Origin of the sequence: Parvularcula sp. LCG005, from assembly GCF_032930845.1 — a bacterium.
Taxonomy (GTDB): Bacteria; Pseudomonadota; Alphaproteobacteria; order Caulobacterales; family Parvularculaceae; genus Parvularcula.
Window position 1 is genome coordinate 1,551,312 of the sequence record NZ_CP136758.1, and the last position, 15,801, is coordinate 1,567,112.

At 59.5% G+C, this 15,801-nt stretch carries 20 protein-coding genes; 11 read left to right on the top strand and 9 right to left on the bottom strand.

Translation table 11 applies throughout. From position 1 onward, the window contains the following. The first annotated feature begins 27 nt into the window (after positions 1 to 27). From RUI03_RS07350 to RUI03_RS07395, 10 genes are all read left to right on the top strand, one after another. A complete protein-coding gene (locus RUI03_RS07350; protein WP_317286807.1) occupies positions 28 to 960 on the top strand; it encodes a major capsid protein P2 in 933 nt (310 codons plus the stop codon). Positions 961 to 1,049: 89 nt separating this feature from the next. Further along, a complete protein-coding gene (locus RUI03_RS07355; protein WP_317286808.1) occupies positions 1,050 to 1,442 on the top strand; it encodes a hypothetical protein in 393 nt (130 codons plus the stop codon). An 11-nt stretch (positions 1,443 to 1,453) separates the two neighbouring features. Then, on the top strand, positions 1,454 to 1,642 hold the full coding sequence (locus RUI03_RS07360; RefSeq protein WP_317286809.1) for a hypothetical protein: 189 nt from the start codon (positions 1,454 to 1,456) through the stop codon (positions 1,640 to 1,642). 1 nt (position 1,643) lies between these two features. Further along, positions 1,644 to 2,024: a hypothetical protein gene (locus RUI03_RS07365; protein ID WP_317286810.1), complete on the top strand. Its 381-nt coding sequence runs from the start codon at positions 1,644 to 1,646 to the stop codon at positions 2,022 to 2,024. Between the two features lie 4 nt (positions 2,025 to 2,028). After that, a complete protein-coding gene (locus tag RUI03_RS07370; RefSeq protein WP_317286811.1) occupies positions 2,029 to 2,532 on the top strand; it encodes a hypothetical protein in 504 nt (167 codons plus the stop codon). Between the two features lie 11 nt (positions 2,533 to 2,543). Continuing rightward, positions 2,544 to 5,588: a hypothetical protein gene (locus RUI03_RS07375; RefSeq protein WP_317286812.1), complete on the top strand. Its 3,045-nt coding sequence runs from the start codon at positions 2,544 to 2,546 to the stop codon at positions 5,586 to 5,588. Continuing rightward, complete coding sequence (locus RUI03_RS07380) at positions 5,588 to 6,175, top strand: cell wall hydrolase (protein ID WP_317286813.1); 588 nt, start codon at positions 5,588 to 5,590, stop codon at positions 6,173 to 6,175. Before RUI03_RS07375 ends, RUI03_RS07380 begins: the two co-directional genes overlap by 1 nt. Then, on the top strand, positions 6,175 to 6,393 hold the full coding sequence (locus RUI03_RS07385; protein ID WP_317286814.1) for a hypothetical protein: 219 nt from the start codon (positions 6,175 to 6,177) through the stop codon (positions 6,391 to 6,393). Before RUI03_RS07380 ends, RUI03_RS07385 begins: the two co-directional genes overlap by 1 nt. Continuing rightward, positions 6,390 to 6,683: a hypothetical protein gene (locus tag RUI03_RS07390; protein WP_317286815.1), complete on the top strand. Its 294-nt coding sequence runs from the start codon at positions 6,390 to 6,392 to the stop codon at positions 6,681 to 6,683. The genes RUI03_RS07385 and RUI03_RS07390 overlap by 4 nt, the downstream gene beginning before the upstream one ends. A 7-nt stretch (positions 6,684 to 6,690) precedes the next feature. Next, positions 6,691 to 6,876: a hypothetical protein gene (locus tag RUI03_RS07395; protein WP_317286816.1), complete on the top strand. Its 186-nt coding sequence runs from the start codon at positions 6,691 to 6,693 to the stop codon at positions 6,874 to 6,876. A gap of 8 nt (positions 6,877 to 6,884) precedes the next feature. Here the strand turns inward: RUI03_RS07395 and RUI03_RS07400 are convergent, their stop codons facing one another. Both RUI03_RS07400 and RUI03_RS07405 read right to left on the bottom strand, forming a co-directional pair. Beyond that, the gene (locus tag RUI03_RS07400) at positions 6,885 to 7,652 is read right to left on the bottom strand and encodes a hypothetical protein (protein WP_317286817.1); all 768 of its coding nucleotides are present in this window, start codon (positions 7,650 to 7,652) and stop codon (positions 6,885 to 6,887) included. Between the two features lie 62 nt (positions 7,653 to 7,714). After that, complete coding sequence (locus tag RUI03_RS07405) at positions 7,715 to 8,107, bottom strand: hypothetical protein (protein WP_317286818.1); 393 nt, start codon at positions 8,105 to 8,107, stop codon at positions 7,715 to 7,717. 370 nt (positions 8,108 to 8,477) lie between these two features. On the opposite strand from RUI03_RS07405, the gene RUI03_RS07410 reads away from it, so the two are divergent. Continuing rightward, on the top strand, positions 8,478 to 8,858 hold the full coding sequence (locus tag RUI03_RS07410) for a hypothetical protein (protein ID WP_317286819.1): 381 nt from the start codon (positions 8,478 to 8,480) through the stop codon (positions 8,856 to 8,858). A 61-nt stretch (positions 8,859 to 8,919) separates the two neighbouring features. Here the strand turns inward: RUI03_RS07410 and RUI03_RS07415 are convergent, their stop codons facing one another. The 7 genes from RUI03_RS07415 to RUI03_RS07445 all read right to left on the bottom strand — a co-directional run bounded on the left by RUI03_RS07415 (position 8,920) and on the right by RUI03_RS07445 (position 15,758). Continuing rightward, a complete protein-coding gene (locus RUI03_RS07415; RefSeq protein ID WP_317286820.1) occupies positions 8,920 to 9,507 on the bottom strand; it encodes a hypothetical protein in 588 nt (195 codons plus the stop codon). After that, entirely contained in the window at positions 9,494 to 10,738 is a 1,245-nt protein-coding gene (locus RUI03_RS07420; RefSeq protein WP_317286821.1) for a M48 family metallopeptidase, read from the bottom strand. The genes RUI03_RS07415 and RUI03_RS07420 overlap by 14 nt, the downstream gene beginning before the upstream one ends. Further along, positions 10,735 to 11,433, bottom strand: a complete 699-nt coding sequence (locus RUI03_RS07425) for a hypothetical protein (RefSeq protein ID WP_317286822.1) — start codon at positions 11,431 to 11,433, stop codon at positions 10,735 to 10,737. Before RUI03_RS07425 ends, RUI03_RS07420 begins: the two co-directional genes overlap by 4 nt. Before the next feature lie 90 nt (positions 11,434 to 11,523). After that, positions 11,524 to 12,624 carry a glycosyltransferase family 4 protein gene (locus RUI03_RS07430; RefSeq protein ID WP_317286823.1) on the bottom strand — a complete coding sequence of 367 codons (1,101 nt, stop codon included), beginning with the start codon at positions 12,622 to 12,624 and terminating at the stop codon, positions 11,524 to 11,526. Further along, positions 12,614 to 14,155 (bottom strand): lipopolysaccharide biosynthesis protein, encoded by a 1,542-nt coding sequence (locus RUI03_RS07435; RefSeq protein WP_317286824.1) that lies wholly within the window; start codon positions 14,153 to 14,155, stop codon positions 12,614 to 12,616. Before RUI03_RS07435 ends, RUI03_RS07430 begins: the two co-directional genes overlap by 11 nt. Beyond that, a complete protein-coding gene (locus RUI03_RS07440) occupies positions 14,152 to 14,988 on the bottom strand; it encodes a hypothetical protein (protein WP_317286825.1) in 837 nt (278 codons plus the stop codon). The genes RUI03_RS07435 and RUI03_RS07440 overlap by 4 nt, the downstream gene beginning before the upstream one ends. Continuing rightward, positions 14,982 to 15,758, bottom strand: coding sequence for a hypothetical protein (locus RUI03_RS07445; RefSeq protein WP_317286826.1), 777 nt, complete (start codon positions 15,756 to 15,758; stop codon positions 14,982 to 14,984). Before RUI03_RS07445 ends, RUI03_RS07440 begins: the two co-directional genes overlap by 7 nt. Between the last annotated feature and the right edge of the window lie 43 nt (positions 15,759 to 15,801).

Here is a 15,801-nt window from a genome sequence, read left to right on the forward strand (position 1 = left end):
CAACAATACGTTAACGGAGCAGTTGACATGAGCGAGACCCAAAAAGCCGGAAATACCGCCGCTGCCGCCATTGCGGTGATGGCCCCAAGTTTTGACCGAATGCGCCCCGAGCCAAATATCACCGGCATTGTGCCGGGCGGTACCGGCATCCTCAAAATCAGTGACCGCGCCCTTGTGCACAGTCTGGAATTTCGGTTCCATGGCGGGCTTCTCCCCAGCCATATCACCGGCCTGACCGTGCTGCTGGACAGCCAAGTTATCATGAAAATGAGCGGCACATATCTTGCCGATATTTTCAATGTGTACAAGGACGATTGGGACCCGGCAGTGACGGGCACGGCCACACTTGATTTCGCCAATCCGATGTTGCCCGATCCTGTCGAGGCGACACGAACCGCCATTCCGGTTGGCAATGGCGCAGGCGTCGGCACGCTGGAAGTGCAGTTCGAGATTGACGACGCGGCCCCAGCCGCAGGCAAGCTGACGGTCAAGTCACAGGTGGGACCGTTGCCCGTCGATGCGGAAGGCCGGGTTATTGCCGGGGCAGGCAGTATCCCCCGCGTCATTTCCGGATCGGTGCAGGGGATCGAAGTCAACACGCCCATCCGGCTCGACAAGATCGTACCGGCGCGCGTCGGCGCGGACAGCAAGAAGCGGATGCTGGAAAAGCTGGTCTTCGACCTGCCATATCAGAATATCGCAAAAATCGAGATTCTTGACGGCGAACAGACCATCGACACGCTGGACCCCGTGCGGCTGAACCGCGACCAGGCCGCAGCCGGGCGCTATTTCATCCCGACACGGCAGATCATTGACAAGGTGCTGCGGAGCCGGATCGGTGCCTATCGCGTCATGGCGTTTGAAAATCTGGTTGTGCAGGTCACGTTGCAGGAGAGCGGCGCTTATCCGCTGCCGGCCAATCTGATCTACACGGCACACCTGACCGGCGCGCTGCACTAGGCAAGCCCTATAGGCGGTGCCTGATACATTCATGCGGGGGCGGGTGATCGACCTCGCCCCCTTTTTTTCGTCCGGCTACGGAGTCTCACATGAGCATTTTCAGCGGAATTAACAGTCTCGTGACCACGGCCAAGGAAACGGTCACGCGCGACTACGGCAATGGCGGGCTGACCCGCGTGCCGACGCAGGTCAGTCAAGGGTCTCTCCTGATGGCGGAACCGGCCAAACAGTCGATCTTCGGCGGCATCCTAGAGGCCGCGACGGACACACTGGAAACCCTGACACCGGGCATTATTTCCGGCTGGCTGGGTTATGGACCGCCGGAGGCACAGCAGATCAACAGCGCCGGGGCGGGTGCGACGGGCGGACAAGTGCCCGTCTCGACCTCCGGCAGTGCAAGCGGCGCGGGCGGGAATAACGCCATGATTTTGGCGGGCGGTGCGCTCGCCATTGCCGCTCTTTTCGTCGTCATGAAGAAATAGGACGTGATCCGATGGCTGTTTCGCTTCCGTCCCTGACCCTCGCGTCAAGCGATAAACTCGGCTCCGGCTTTGGCGGTCAGGACAACGGGCAGTCATGGGTCTTTGCCCCGCAATATGGCGCGCCGTCACAGGCGGGCGTTCCATGGGGCATGATCGCAGCCGGGGCGCTGGTGCTGTTTCTCGTGATGGGGAGGCGCTGAAATGGGGCTCCTGTCGTCCAAGAAAACATCCATCACCGAAAACACAAGCCTGAGCGAAACGACCAATCAATCCGTCTACGGAGCGGGGGCCAGTGTTTCGACCCAAGGGGACGTGACGATCGAAAGCACGGACCATGATTCCGTGATGAATGCCATCGCGCTGGCCGCGACCGTCTCCGACGACGCCAACGAGCTGGCAACGTCAACTGTGGGGCAGGCGTTCGAGGCGTCCAATCAGGCGCAGGCGCAGGCATTCAAGGCGTTTGCGGAAGCGGACCGGACGCAGACGGAGCAATTGTTCACGGACCTGTCATCGCTACTGGTGACACTCGGTTTCATCATCGGCGGCGTCATCATCTTGCCCAAAATCTTCAAGGACTGATCCCATGGCATTGATTGAAACCAAGGTTATCCAGATTGTGAGCGCGGGCGTCTGGCAGGACGTGGAGACGGCCCAATGCGACAACATCACCTTGCAAAAGGGGCTGGGGGAAGTCTGGGTCAAGGGGCAGAACACCAAACCTATTCTGTTGCAGGAAAACGCAACCCTCAATGAACGGATCATCTCGCCTGAGATCAAATCCTCGTCCGAAGAACGCTTGTTCATTGGCCTGAACATGGACCTCCGCCAGACTTCAAAAACCGCCGGTTCGCTGGTGCTGGATGCTTCGACCATCGCGGCTTTGAAAGTCGTTGGCCTTGATGCGTCCAGCCTGACGGCCATCGGTGAAGCGATTACGACGCGCGCGCTGGCGGCCATCCTCCAGGCCAATGTACACGCCGACACCGCCCAAGCGCTGCGCGATATCCTCACGCATGGGGACGTTCAGAACGCGTTTAAAAACAGTTTTGTGACCGCCCTGACCGAGTACGGCGCGGCAACCGCATAAGGAGCAATAGAATGCCAAAGTTCACATTTTCAGGATATGGGTCTGGGTCTGGCAGCTCTGGGTCTGGCTCCGGTTCGGGCGGCACGGGCGGCAACAATTTGACCGGCGTTCTCGCGTCAATCTGGCTGGCGGGCGTCGGGGTCCCCAACATCGCAACCGCCGAAGGCGTCTCGACATTCACTCATCCGGTGACGGAGGAAGTTGTCACGCTGGAAGAGGGGGCCAATTATCTCGACTTGGCGACGGGGACGGCTTACGCCTTTGATGACGAAAACGACGAATGGGACGCCTTTCAACCGTTCGGCGGCGGGGGGCTGCTGTTCGACACGCGCAATCCGACCACGGAAGACGGTTACGACGGGGCCACATGGCTCAACACGAACACGGGTTCGGTGTACGAGAAAGACGCGGGCGCATGGTCGCAAGTGTCAAGCCTTGTGGGTCCTGCTGGACCGACCGGCCCGGCCAATGGCCGCGAGTTCCGCTCATTCGCAGGCGTGCCCACCGACGAAGTGGGCAAGAACGGTGACACGGGATTGAACCGTCTGACCGGTGATCTTTACGTGAAGGCCGCCGAGACATGGACGCTCACGGGACAGAACATTTCAGGGCCACAAGGGGCCGACGGCAAGTCAGCCTTTCAGCTTTGGCTTGATGCAGGGAACACCGGCACGCTTACCGATTATTTTCTCTCGAACAAGGGGGACCAGGGCGAACCGGGTTCACCGGGCGGTTTTTCCTTCCGGACCGGGAACGGCGCGCCAAACGATGTTCTTGGGATCAACGGTGATGCGTATGCGGATCGTGACAATCGCGGACTGATCTATATCAAGTCGGCTGATACGTGGATCGAGACGGGCGACTATATCGGGGCCAATCAGATCATTGCAGGCAATGGCTCGCCGACCGGCGCGCAAGGGCTGATCGGTGATCTTTACGTTGACCTCGACAATAATTCGCGGCTGTATGAAAAGGCCACGGCAACGGCATGGATCGACCTGCAACGCTCGCTCGGCGGCAAGGGTGATCCCGGTAAATCCGCCTACGAATTGGCCGTTGAAAATGGCTATGTCGGCACGCTGGAAAGCTGGCTGTCCTCTTTCGATGGCGTGGACGGTAAATCCGCATACGAACTTGCCGTCGATGGCGGTTTTGTCGGGAGCGAAAGCGCATGGCGGGACTCCCTCGTGGGGCCGCAGGGCGAAAGCGCATATGAATTGCACGTGCGCCTCGTCACAGACGCGGGACAGACGCCCTATTCGACCAAGGCCGCATGGTTGGCCAGCTTGAAGGGGGCCAAGGGCGATGCGGGCGAAGTGATCGGGATTGACCGGATCGGCGTCACCGGCGTGCCCAAGGACGGTACAGGCGATGTGACGGCAACGCTGATCGCAATGAACGCGGCGAACCCCGGCAAGCTTCTTGCGCTGGAACCGGGCGAATATCGCGTGCTGATCGGCGCGGGCGACAGCGTTTTGCCCTTCGCCGCGAATGGCGGGCTGATCGGCGCAGGCCGTGAAAACACCAAGTTGACGCTGGCCTATACCGGCTCCGCAACAAGCTTCGTCAAGGACATTTTTGATTTTGGGGTGGCGGTCACGTCGTTCCATGTGGCTGGTCTGGATATCTCAATCGAGGTGGATGACCCTGACAGCGAGCAGGTCTTCCGCCTGTTCAGGTGGATGCCGGGGATGACGCGGCTTGAAATCCTGAACAACCGTATCCGGACCAATGCGACCTTCGATGCGCCGGGCAATATCAGCTATAACACGCAAGTGATTGACTGCACCGAAGGCACGGCGTTGCGGTCGGGCCTGATCGTTGAGCGGAATATCATTGAGCGGATCAAATGGGGCTTTATTTCGACCAATGAGGCGCAATGTCAAAGCGCACATATCCGTTTCTATGACAATCAGTGGTCGGACATTGGCGCGTTGCCGCTGTGCTTCAATGCGCCGCACCCTTCGGCGTCGATCACCGACGTGATTGTTGATGGTGACAGCTTCCACGATATGCGGAACCCAAGTGGGTATCAGCACGCGATTGCCTTCACGGGCCAGAACGTGTCGGGCGGTCGGTTCCGCAATATCCGCGTAACCGGCATTTGCGGGCCGATCTTCCACTCCGAAGAGGGCGCACACGACATTATTGTTGAGGACTGCACGCTGGTCGGCGACATGCGCGCGGGCGGCGTCATCGAGTTCAAGGATAACAATGTGGGCGGCGAGTATCTGGCTTCCCATACTGTCACGGTGCGGAACAACCGCGCAACCTTCACTGGCGAAACCAACACGAATTGTCATGGCCTCATGGCCACCTATGACGGCGTAGGGGTGGCCACGCTGAAAGATGCGGTCATCGAAGGCAATTTCTGGGACGGCTTTGACCGGGGCTTGGCGCTGGGCAAGGATACCGAGACGATTTTCGTTCGCGGGGATCGCTTCAAAAACTGTAATTTCGGCCTTCATGCCCGCAACCCTAGCCAATCGTTCGAACACGTCATTATTGACGAGGGCACGCTCGTCGGCTGCTACTTCACCAAGGCGGGCATCATCGGCACGGTGGAAGCGCGCAATGGCGGCGGGTCCGATGCGCTCATCAAGACGAACAGCGTGCATCAGGAAGTGTTTGCAAAGGAAATCATCGTTGAAAAATACGATGTGACGATTGCGGACGGGTCGGCGATCATCTGCCCGCTCATCACGGCCCCTTGGCGCGTGGATGCTGAGTTCATCTGCATGATTGAAAAGGGGGACAGCGCGCGGCGGTCGGTCTCCGGCAAAATGAAGGGTGCGGACAATGGCGGGGCGATGTCCGACTATCAGGTCGCGGTCGATCGGGTGTCGGGATTGGGCGTCGTCGCCTTCGCCGAGGGCAACGAGATTGTGGCACAGGGGGCCGGGTCTATCATCAACCCGCGCGTCGTCGAGGGGATTTTCGGCGATGATGGAAATGTCTTCGGGCCGCGCCTGTCCACCACGGCGAGCGAAGCGGACCGCTCGGGCTGGCGGGTGCATCTCGTCATGCGCGGCTCGATCATGTGGATCAACAACTGATGGAAATTCTCATCCTTCTGGCGTTGGGCGCGGCTGGCGTCGCGCTCTATCGTTCGCGCATCGACGTTGCCGTGCCGGGTGTCCAGGCGCCAAACGCTGCACCTGAACCGACCAGGCCGAACGTCGTCATCACCTATGAGGATGATTACTCCTACGGGTCAGGGGCAACCTACACGGCGGAAGACGTCGATTATATGGCGCGAACGCTTTGGGGCGAGGCGCGCGGCGAGGATGATGCGGGCATGAAGGCCGTCGCGTGGGTCATCCGCAATCGCCGGGACAGTGGCCGGTTTCCGTCGTCCATCAAGGGCGTTGTCACACAGGCATGGCAGTTCTCCACATGGAACGCGACCGATCCAAACCGCGCCAAGATGCTGGCCGTGACGGAATCGGACAGCCAATTCCGGCGCGCGCAGTCCATCGCGCAATTGGTCCTGTCGGGCGCGACTCCGGACCCGACGGGCGGCGCGGTGCATTACGCCAATGAATCGATCATCCCGTCATCATCGGCGGCGTGGGAGTGGATACAGACCGCCGAGACCCGCCAGAAAATCGGTCAGCATACGTTCTATACGGGAGTGGCATAATGGGAAAAATCGTCTTTGAAGCGGGCAAGTGGGTCCTGACCGGCGTCGGCGTGTGGGTGGCGGGCCGGTTTGTGAAGGATGCAGGCGAGGGCTTGGAGGCCGCTGGCGATGGCGTCGAAGCGGTCGGCGAGGGCGCAGCCAAGGCCGCCAATGGCATCGGCAATGCGGTCGCCATCTCTCTGGCGGCCTTCGTCGCTTACAAGGTCCTGACAAAGTGAGCGAGCGCGACGAGCCGCGCAAGAGCCTGTCTCTGGCGACCATGGGGATTTTGGTGGCCATGGTCACTCAGGTGGCCATCACGCTGATTTGGGTGGGCAAGATCACCGAGGCCGTGGACGGCCTGAAAATCGCGACCGAGAACATTGCGCAGACGGACGACATTGTCCGGCTGGAGCGCAGGATCGACCGGGCAAGCGGGCGCGTGGATGCGCTCGAAGCCCGTATTTTCACCATGGCTAGCGAAAGGAACCCGGCCCATGCTCAACAAGATAAAAGACTTATTCCGTAAGCGGATTTTGGAACCCTCGACCCATGCCGCGATTGCGGTCGTGATCGCGCTGTTTTTCCCTGATGCGAAGGGGGCGGAGGAGCATATCCTCGTGATCTTCAATTCCATGGCCGATGTGATCGCGGCAGGGTTTGCTCTGGCGGCGGTCTTCATGCCGGAACGCGGCAAAGTCCCGGACAGGGCGAGAGAATAGCCCCACGCTTAAGGCTTCCTCTCAACTGCCCTGGCGTGATCGCCGGGGCTTTTTTCATTTGCAGAGGTATTGTCGGGGGCGGGGTGAGCGTCGATAACTATGCAAGTGCGTAAAGCTGCGCATATTTCGCCGGTCCTTCCATAGTTATACGATGCATTGTATGCCGCAATTAAAAGCGCCAGAGCACCGTACCAGAACACGGACCATCGGTCTAAGTGTCGCTCTTTAAGATCACCCGCGGTGCCTCGATATTTTTCGATCTCCTGTAAATTACGATCGAGAACATTAATTTCCTCAACATCGACACTTTGAAAAAAGTTGTAAGTTATGAAGTTGTGGTTCTCCACAATTATTTGATAAAAATCCCTCATTTCTTTGCTAAACTTTTCAGACGTTTTCGACAGATGTATAGTCTCCAGTATATCGTTTGTTCTTCGCTCGAATTCGTCCTGTTCTTCCTTTGTGGAGATCGTATGCTCTTGATACCTACGTAGGTGCTCACAAAATTTCAGCAAAGCATTCAAATTCTTCCGCATGGATTGAAGAAGAGCTTTGTGTTCATTTTCTGGAGGGTGCGAATAAATTGCGAGCCCGAATGACACCATGAAATATATCGTGCTGAGCGCCAAAAGCGGTAGAACCGCACTTCCAGAAAACTGAAAATAGCTACCTGGCATTGCCACATTCTGCCCGACATATCCGCATATCGAAAAAATGATCAATGCGCTGGCGCTAATTCCTAGCGCAGTGCGGGTTTGATAGGTCTGATTGCTCATTTAACGCCCCGCTCTCCAAGGCCGAGCGAGGTCGACCGCGTGCCCGACGGTACGACACGCCCTTAACCTTGTCGACGATAGAACCACCGGCGCTGCGCATCTTGCCAACCGATCCCGTCGGCCACGGAGCTGGGCGGGTCCACGGGCGCGACATCGACCAGAAGACGGCCTTCTTTTGCAAGCCGGTCCACGGCAGCGGCCTGCCCATGCTCAAAACCTTCACTGTAGAGCGTCCGGCGCGTGATCTCGCGGGCAAGGGTGCGGATGACCGCAGCCTCGATCTCGGCTTGCTGGTGGCGCTCTGGAGCCCGTAGCGCGCGAATGACGTTCTTGATCGTTGCAAGGCTGACATTGTGCAGCTCGGCATTCTCGGCGTTCGTCACGCCGCGTCGCCATGCCCGCATAATGCTGCGGTTTCTATTGGCTCTATGCTTGGCCGCTTCTGTGTGTTGCATAAATTTCCCCGGTGTGATTTGGTCCGATCGTCAAGACTTTTTGCCTCAAATTAAGGCTAATTATTTTAGCCAAGTCTAAATTCCCCACTGTGCTTTCCCTATATTTATCAACAACTTGAATCTCCCAGATTATTTGCGACAATATCAATTGTGCGCATTATACCTACAAAGGCGCGCGGCCAAATTGTTGCCGGATATCAAAGTAGATATGTCAGTCTCCGCCTCTCGTTGCGTCGGAAATTTCGGCCATGGTATTGATGGCAGTGAGCGAACAATACTTCCATCAGTGACGCGTCTGCCGTCAAAATGGCGAAGTCGTCGAGACTTAGGGGGCCAAATGCGACCAAATTACTTATTGCTGGCGGTCGGGATGATGCTGACCGTTAGCTTAGCGCTCGTTATCACCCAAATGAGCCGTTTTTCGTTTCCGTGTGAAAATACGATTGTCCAACGTTTGGCCAGTCCAGGCAGTCGGCACACCGCATTCCTGTTCGAGCGCGGTTGCGGCGCGACAACGGGCTTTAGCGGCCACGTCTCTATTGTAGGCTCAGGCTCGACCCCAAACGGCGCCGGTAACGTATTGATTGCGGAGCGGAAGAACGGGCCAAGCGGCTCCGAAACATATCACGGGCCGTCAATCATCATGAGATGGCAGGACGAAACTACGCTGATCGTTTCGCTCGACCCGGAAGCGCGTGTGTTTAAGCAGGAAACGGTATTCGGCGATATTCAGGTGCTCTACACCGATTAAATGGTACGGATTACGTGTTTCAGTCCGCAGTCGGAGATATCAGTCTTCACATACGCATCCCCTACCGCAACGTCACCGATGCCATGATGTTCTCCACCTCATCGGCGTGCAGGCCGAAATAATACTCCGTTGGCGCATAGAACAGGATGAGGTGCAGCGCCCCCTCTTCCACCGCGGCCTTTGCGGTCCCGCTATATTCCAGCCCCGATGTGTGGGCGCCGGTGAAGTCAAACCGGACACCTGACAGTGTGCCAAAGTCTGCCGGCCTCAGGTCATAGGTCTCGACATTGGCCATGCCGGCAAAGATCAGGCTGTCGGCGACGAACTCGGCAATCTCGAACTCACCCATATCCGCGCGGAATGTCGGCGCGAGCCGCTCCCGGTCACCGTAAGGTAGCTCGATCAGCGTCGCGCCGTCCTTGATGGACGAAGCGAGAAGCAATTCGTTGAGCATCGTGCCGTCGATGGTCAGCGTACGGGTCTGGGTCCGCCGGTTGACTGGATAGGCCGTCCACGCCTTGCCCATGGTCAGCTGATAATCCTTGTTCGGCACATAGGTCCCGGGTGGCACCAGATTCACGCCGGTACAGGCGGACACACACAGGACGGCAGCCATGGCGGACAGACGTTTCAGATCAGGACGCATCATCGTCCGCTTCCTCTTCAGACAGGGCCGGGAAAGTAGCGGGCACAGTGCGCTCTGGGATCGGCATCGACCAGCGTTTCAGATACGATTCCACCAGCGCCCGATCCGTCGCGTCCGGTGCTTGGACCAGATAGGTTGAGTACGCGGCCCCAGCCGCAATCGTATCCCCCTGCCGCCGTTGTACGTTGCCGATCTCGCGCCACGCCGCGGGCGGCGCATCGGCATAGGTCGTGGCGCGCTGATAGGCGGCGAGGGCCAAGGCCTGATCCCCCTCCTCGCGCCGCACGCGATAGGCCTCGCCCTGGCGGAAATAGAGAACGCCCTCGTCACCACCGGCGGCCAGCAGATGGTTGATCAGATAGAGATGCGCGCCCAGATCACGGCGAGCAATATCATCATTGAGCCATTCATTCAGATAGGGCGAGATCGCGGCACGGTGCTCCGCCTGCCCCAGATAGCCGCCCTCTCCCTGCGCACGGGCAAAGTCCCGCAAGGTTGTCACCCGTTCCTGCGTCAGGGGATGGGTACTGAAGATCGACGCGCGCGCCACCTGCCGCTGCCGACGGCGAGACGATGATGCTTCGACCTCATCGATGACATAATCCCACAGGGCTGCACCCTGATCCGGTGAATAGCCGGCATCGACGGCGGCGCGGAAGCCGCCCTCATCGGCCTCACGCTCCTTGTCCCGGCCAAAACCGTAGAGTCGCCCCGTCAGGACGATCGAGCCGATCTGAGCGGCCTCTGGCACACGGCCAACGGCCGCGCCGAGGCTCAGGACCATCGACATGTTGGCAGCGTTCTTATACGAGCGGAACTGCTCAAGGCTATGACGTTCCTTGTAATGAATAAATTCGTGACCGAGAACGAAAGCCAGCTGTGCCTCGTTTTCGGCACGCAGGAGGAGCCCTGTCCACACCTGCATCAGCCCGTTTGGCGCCATGGAGGCGTTAAGATATGGTGCCTCGATAATGTAGACGCGCATGTCGTCGCAATAATCAGGGCCCGTCACACGGCAGGCCACGCCGCGGACATAGTCGTTCAGCGCTTCATCGCGAACGACCACAGCGGCTGTCTTGAGCTGTTCCTCAGCCTTGTCGACCTGATACCACAGGCCCGCTTCGTCCGTGTCCATCTCCGGCGTAACGCCCGCATCGATGGGAGCCACTTTCGTGGTCTCGCACGCCGCCAGGAACAAGACGCCTATACCGAGAAGAACGCCGCGCCACATCATAGCGGAAACTTCTTGAGCAGGTTGGTGATCATGTGCTCGGCCCCGTCGGCATCTCGCATGTCAGAGCCAACGCCTGTCTGCGCCACGTTGAACCAGACAATGTCACCGGTTCGAAGGTCGATCAGCGACGCAAAGGCCTGTTGCCCGCCCATGGATCCCGTGACACCAAAGGCGGCGCCCATGAGGATGTTGGCCACCTGCTTGCCGGCGCTTGCATATTCGCCGCGGGCATAAAGCAGGAGGGCGTAGTCCGCATCATTGTTCCGCGCCATTTCCTGAACGCCCGGCCCAAGTGACCAGTCGAAGGTGTCCTTCTTGGAAGGTAGCGGCAGATTCGCATAGCGATGCAGCACGATGGTCGTGCCGACGGCCTCGTGCAGCTTGATCAGCTGGATCTCTCGCGGGGTCGCCTCGCCCAGTTCGAACTGGGTCATGCTGATGTTCCGTGCCTTCAACTGCTTCTCGAGCTCGGACAGCAGCATCAACTCCGCCGCTTCGGTCCAGTCAGCGCGGGTTTCCCTGACTTCCGATGCCTTGACGAACCGCAGCTCGACATCAGGCTCCAGCAGCAGGAGCGTAGCCTCGCCGTCAATGCGTTTGAATTCGTTTGTGGTCTTGAGGGTCTTCGTGCTGGTGCAGGCGGACAGCAGCAGGACCGCCATCAAGGCTCCGGCGATCGATCTAAAGTCCCGCATGCGCGCCCCCGCGACCGGCTGTCGTGCAGCCTTCAAGCCTTGAAACTTGGTCAAAATTCGCAACGCTGTAAAGGGCCAGGCCATGGCTCCTCAGACGCGCTGAGCAACCGTGCGCGCGAACAGATTGCGATAGGCGTCGACCATGACGTTCTCACCGAACACCTCTTCGGCGCGTTGGCGGTTGGCCGCGCCCAACGCCGCGCGCAGGCTCGCGTCGCTGGACAGTTGACTGAGCGCGTCGGTCAACGCCGCCTCGTCATGGCGTGGCACGATGAAGGGCCGGTTCTGCTCGGACACCATATCGGCAACGTCGCCGACATCTGTCGCCACGATGGGCAGGGCACAGGCCATTGCCTCGAGCACGGTCAGCGGCATCTGCTCCGTATCCGACGTCAGAGCGAAGATATCAAACTCATGATACGCACCCGACGGATCGGGCAGGTTGCCAGTGAAGTGACAGTTGAGATTGAGATCAGCGGTGAGTGTCTCAAGGCTCGCGCGCTCCGCTCCCTCACCGACGAGAACCACAGCAGCAGGCGTCTCCATTGCGGATACGGCCCGCAACAGCCTGCCCATGTTTTTCTCCGGCCGCAGCGCACCTACCGAGCCGATGGTCACCGGGCGATCTGGTGCTGCGGCGGGCTGGAACCGCTGAAGATCGACGCCATTGCGCATCAGGTGCAGACGCGAGGCCGGTATCTTCCAACGATCCGCTGCAATACCGGCAAGGCCATTGGACGGAACGACAATATGACTGCGGCCGCCCAGTACAAACCGACGGAACTGATCCCGCCGGGCGATGGTACCGCCGGCTTCCTCAGGGCCGAAGCCGTCCTCGAAATGTACATGCGGCAGGCGGGCCGTAAGGCGATTGGCCAAGGCGGCCTCGATACTTCCCCAGTTATAGGTACACAGAAGATCGGCTTCAGCACGACGGAACAGCGCACGCAGCGTCCGCAGATTGCGCAGGGACAGGACCGATGCCTTGTCCAAGGCAACCTCATCAAGCGTCACTGATGCCTGAAGCGGCAGGGCTTCAGCGGCTTGCTGATTGCCGTCCAGCGCCACAACAACATGCTCCCACTCGGGCAGGCCGTTGACGAGCTGAAGAAAGCGCCGCTGCGCGCCCCCCATTGCGAAGGTCGGAAAGACGTGCAGTGCGCGTCGGGCAATGGCGGGGTCAGGCGTCATTTTTGGCCCCCTTCCCGCGAATTCCGGCAAGCGACAGAAGCTGGCGTTCGACGCCATCTGGCTGCCCCTCGATCATCCAGGCGGCGCCAACGCCTGCAACATAGGCCAGCCCTGCCCCAACGAGGTTGATCCCGACATTGATCACCAGCGGTGTGCTGGCCAGTCCAGGAATGAACGGTTCGATCGCCACGAAATAGAGTGAAATACCGGCCGCGCCGACAAAGCTGCGCCGCCCCGCCCATAAGGGCTCCCACCCCCGACCGCCGCTGATTACACGATAAAGACGCGCCTGCAGCAGTACATAGAGCAGACCACTGATCGCACTGACCCAGATCGCGCCGATCAGGCCATATTCAATGGCGGCCCACACAAACACCGGTGTCTTGATGAGAAAGAAAATCAGCTCCCGGAAAAAGACGGGCTTTGTCATTCCCCGCGCCATGGCAAATGCCTGTATCGACAAATAGATGGACAACAGCCCGTTCACCGGGGCCATCAACCGCAATACGGGGATGGCGTCTTCCCATTTCTGCCCCAGCACAAGGTGGATGATGTCATCGGCGATGAATGCGGTCCCCACTGCCGCTGGAATGGCGAGCATTGCGAGAGCCTCTGCGCCGCGGAGGAAGGCAAGCCGCATGCGCCCCAGATCCGACTGCATCTGGTTGAGGCCAGGATAGATGGCCCGCGCTGCCGGCGTTGCCACTTCGATTGTCGGCAGAATCGCCAACTGCTGGCCCATGTAGTAATTGCCGATGCCGTCCTTGCCGACAAAACGGCCAAGGAAGAGGGTCTCTGTCTTGTTGTTCAGGGCCGCCAGGGCACTGACCCCGAGCAGCCATCCCGTGAAATCCAGCATTTCATTGAAGGCGGAGAATGTGAGCCGGGGCCGATATGGCATCAAGACATAGGACAGTGTCAGCTGGGTCAGCGCGCCCGCCCCAAGACCAAGGACAATGGCCCAATAGCTGCGATAGAAATAAGCGACGGCGACAGAGACCGCGACGCTCATGCCCTTATTCATGATGGAGATGAAGAACTCGCGGGAGAAATCAAGATCGCGCTCGAACTCGAAAAACTTCGGGTTCAGTGACGAGAACATCAGCGCGATGATGCCGAGCGAGACGAAGATTGGCGCAACCCGATCATCATCATAGAAATGCCCCGCGAATGGCGCGAGGCCACACAGCAGGGTCAGAATAATCAGCCCCCGAATAAACGACATCGTGAACAGCGTGTCGAGGTGACGGCGCTCAGCGTTCCCGAACCGGATGACTGCCTGCGATACACCGACATCCGACACATTCTGCAACAGCTGCATGATGGCCACGCCGATCGCCACCACCCCGAAATCCTCGGGCACGAGAAGGCGCGCCAGCACCAGTGTGTTCACGAACCCGACGAGCCGCATGATAATGCGCGACGAGGCGATCCAGGCAGCGCCCTTGGCAACGCGGCGGCTCATCTGATCGTCCGCCCGGGTGTCGGTGATGTCTGGACGAACCGGTGGTTCGGGCGGCAGGTCGGTCACGGCGCGTTACCTTTCGCGACCTGGGCCAGCCAATCACAAAGCTGACCGATGAGCTGCTGCTGCGCTGCCCGCTCTGTGTGCGTGTGGTCCACGTCCATACCTACCGACAGGGTCAGTCGCCCCGCAAAGCCGTCCTCGCGAAAATTGGCAAAGAAATGCTCGGGCTTCGTCAGGTCTTCCTGCACGTAATTGGTATAACGAATGAACAACCGACCGCCGCGCTGCGCGAAGGCCGACAGCCGTTCGCCAAATTCTTCTACTGGCGGGTGGACGCGATCATTGTCTTCCGAATCCACCGTTGGCGCGTTTTCCGGCGGCGGCGTCACGCCGATCACCCTGCCGATGGCTCGCCCCCAGCGGTCGGTATCGGTCGCCTTGCTGGCTATTTTATCGAGGCGGGCGCGAACAGAGCCATAGGCATACGGATCAATCAGGGCGAGCCCGGTTATCCGATCGTCCGCGGCGATCGCTTCATAGGCGTGATCCGCGCCAGAGCACATGCCGTAGACAATGAGCGGCAAGCCCTCAGCGCTGGTCTGACGATTCCAGTCATCGATCGCCTGGGTGATGTCTGCGACCGCCTGCTGCTCGTGGCCGAGGCCCGGGGCGGCCGGAGCGGTGTCGCCGAGGCCGGACAAATCCAGCCTGATACTGGCAAAGCCAATTTCGGACGCCGCTCGCGCTAGTTTGACGTGCAGCCGGTGGGGGCCGCCGCGCCCGACAATGCCGGCATTGATCAGCAAAAGTCGGCCGACCATTGGACCATCGGGCATTGTCATCGTGCCGACCAGCCGGGCATCAGGGCCAAAGGTGACGATTTTTTCCCTCACCATTCAGCCACCTGTCGACAGATTTCTTCGATCGTCTGCATGGGAACAAGATGGGCGTTCATCGCCTCGTCGGAGTTCCAGTCCTGCTCGGTCGGATCGAGGATCTCATCGAACGAAGCAGACGCACTATCTGCCCAAGCGGCCAAGCCGGGGACGTCGCGCCGTCGGATGGCCAGTGTTTTGGGACGCGTCTTGCCGGTGACGGATGACAGATCCGTCTTCTCAAGCTCGGATCTGAACGAAGCTGAAAGGCCAAAGCCCAACACTTCCTCTTCGCTTGCTGGCGGTCGACCCATCATACCACTGATCGCACGGGCATGAGCCGCTTGCATCTCCGCCAGATAGTCAGGGCCACTGACAACGGGATCCCATAGCAGGAGGCCTATGGGCCGTTCCAGCTTGAGCGCTTTCATCGCGGCGAGCGCGCCGAATCTGAGCCCGAGCCAGATGTTGCGCGACTGCCCGCTCATGTCTTCAAGCTCGATATGGGCGTCGGCGACGGATTGCACCGCGTTGGCGAGGCTGAAATCCTCGCAATCCCCGGCTGACTCACCGCTGCAGGGATAATCAAATCGCAAGGTGGGCGACCCTTGAGCGGCCAGACGTTCAGCCAGGACGCGCAGTAGACGGGCAGAGCGGATCCCCTCTTCCCCCCACGGCGGACAGATGACCACGCCCTTTGCCCCGCTCACACGACGCATCGGCGGGTGGTACGCCCCGTAAAGAGGTGACAGGCTTGACCCGAATTGAAACGGTGTCACGGCGATCAGCATTCCTGTGTATCATGCAACAGCACATGGGAGGTCGTTCGTCGCG

Coding starts and splice junctions, on each gene's coding strand:
- RUI03_RS07350 (WP_317286807.1), top strand. CDS start 28: ATGAGCGAGACCCAAAAAGCCGGAAATACCGCCGCTGCCGCCATTGCG.
- RUI03_RS07355 (WP_317286808.1), top strand. CDS start 1,050: ATGAGCATTTTCAGCGGAATTAACAGTCTCGTGACCACGGCCAAGGAA.
- RUI03_RS07360 (WP_317286809.1), top strand. CDS start 1,454: ATGGCTGTTTCGCTTCCGTCCCTGACCCTCGCGTCAAGCGATAAACTC.
- RUI03_RS07365 (WP_317286810.1), top strand. CDS start 1,644: ATGGGGCTCCTGTCGTCCAAGAAAACATCCATCACCGAAAACACAAGC.
- RUI03_RS07370 (WP_317286811.1), top strand. CDS start 2,029: ATGGCATTGATTGAAACCAAGGTTATCCAGATTGTGAGCGCGGGCGTC.
- RUI03_RS07375 (WP_317286812.1), top strand. CDS start 2,544: ATGCCAAAGTTCACATTTTCAGGATATGGGTCTGGGTCTGGCAGCTCT.
- RUI03_RS07380 (WP_317286813.1), top strand. CDS start 5,588: ATGGAAATTCTCATCCTTCTGGCGTTGGGCGCGGCTGGCGTCGCGCTC.
- RUI03_RS07385 (WP_317286814.1), top strand. CDS start 6,175: ATGGGAAAAATCGTCTTTGAAGCGGGCAAGTGGGTCCTGACCGGCGTC.
- RUI03_RS07400 (WP_317286817.1), bottom strand. CDS start 7,652: ATGAGCAATCAGACCTATCAAACCCGCACTGCGCTAGGAATTAGCGCC.
- RUI03_RS07405 (WP_317286818.1), bottom strand. CDS start 8,107: ATGCAACACACAGAAGCGGCCAAGCATAGAGCCAATAGAAACCGCAGC.
- RUI03_RS07410 (WP_317286819.1), top strand. CDS start 8,478: ATGATGCTGACCGTTAGCTTAGCGCTCGTTATCACCCAAATGAGCCGT.
- RUI03_RS07415 (WP_317286820.1), bottom strand. CDS start 9,507: ATGATGCGTCCTGATCTGAAACGTCTGTCCGCCATGGCTGCCGTCCTG.
- RUI03_RS07420 (WP_317286821.1), bottom strand. CDS start 10,738: ATGATGTGGCGCGGCGTTCTTCTCGGTATAGGCGTCTTGTTCCTGGCG.
- RUI03_RS07425 (WP_317286822.1), bottom strand. CDS start 11,433: ATGCGGGACTTTAGATCGATCGCCGGAGCCTTGATGGCGGTCCTGCTG.
- RUI03_RS07430 (WP_317286823.1), bottom strand. CDS start 12,624: ATGACGCCTGACCCCGCCATTGCCCGACGCGCACTGCACGTCTTTCCG.
- RUI03_RS07440 (WP_317286825.1), bottom strand. CDS start 14,988: ATGGTGAGGGAAAAAATCGTCACCTTTGGCCCTGATGCCCGGCTGGTC.
- RUI03_RS07445 (WP_317286826.1), bottom strand. CDS start 15,758: ATGCTGATCGCCGTGACACCGTTTCAATTCGGGTCAAGCCTGTCACCT.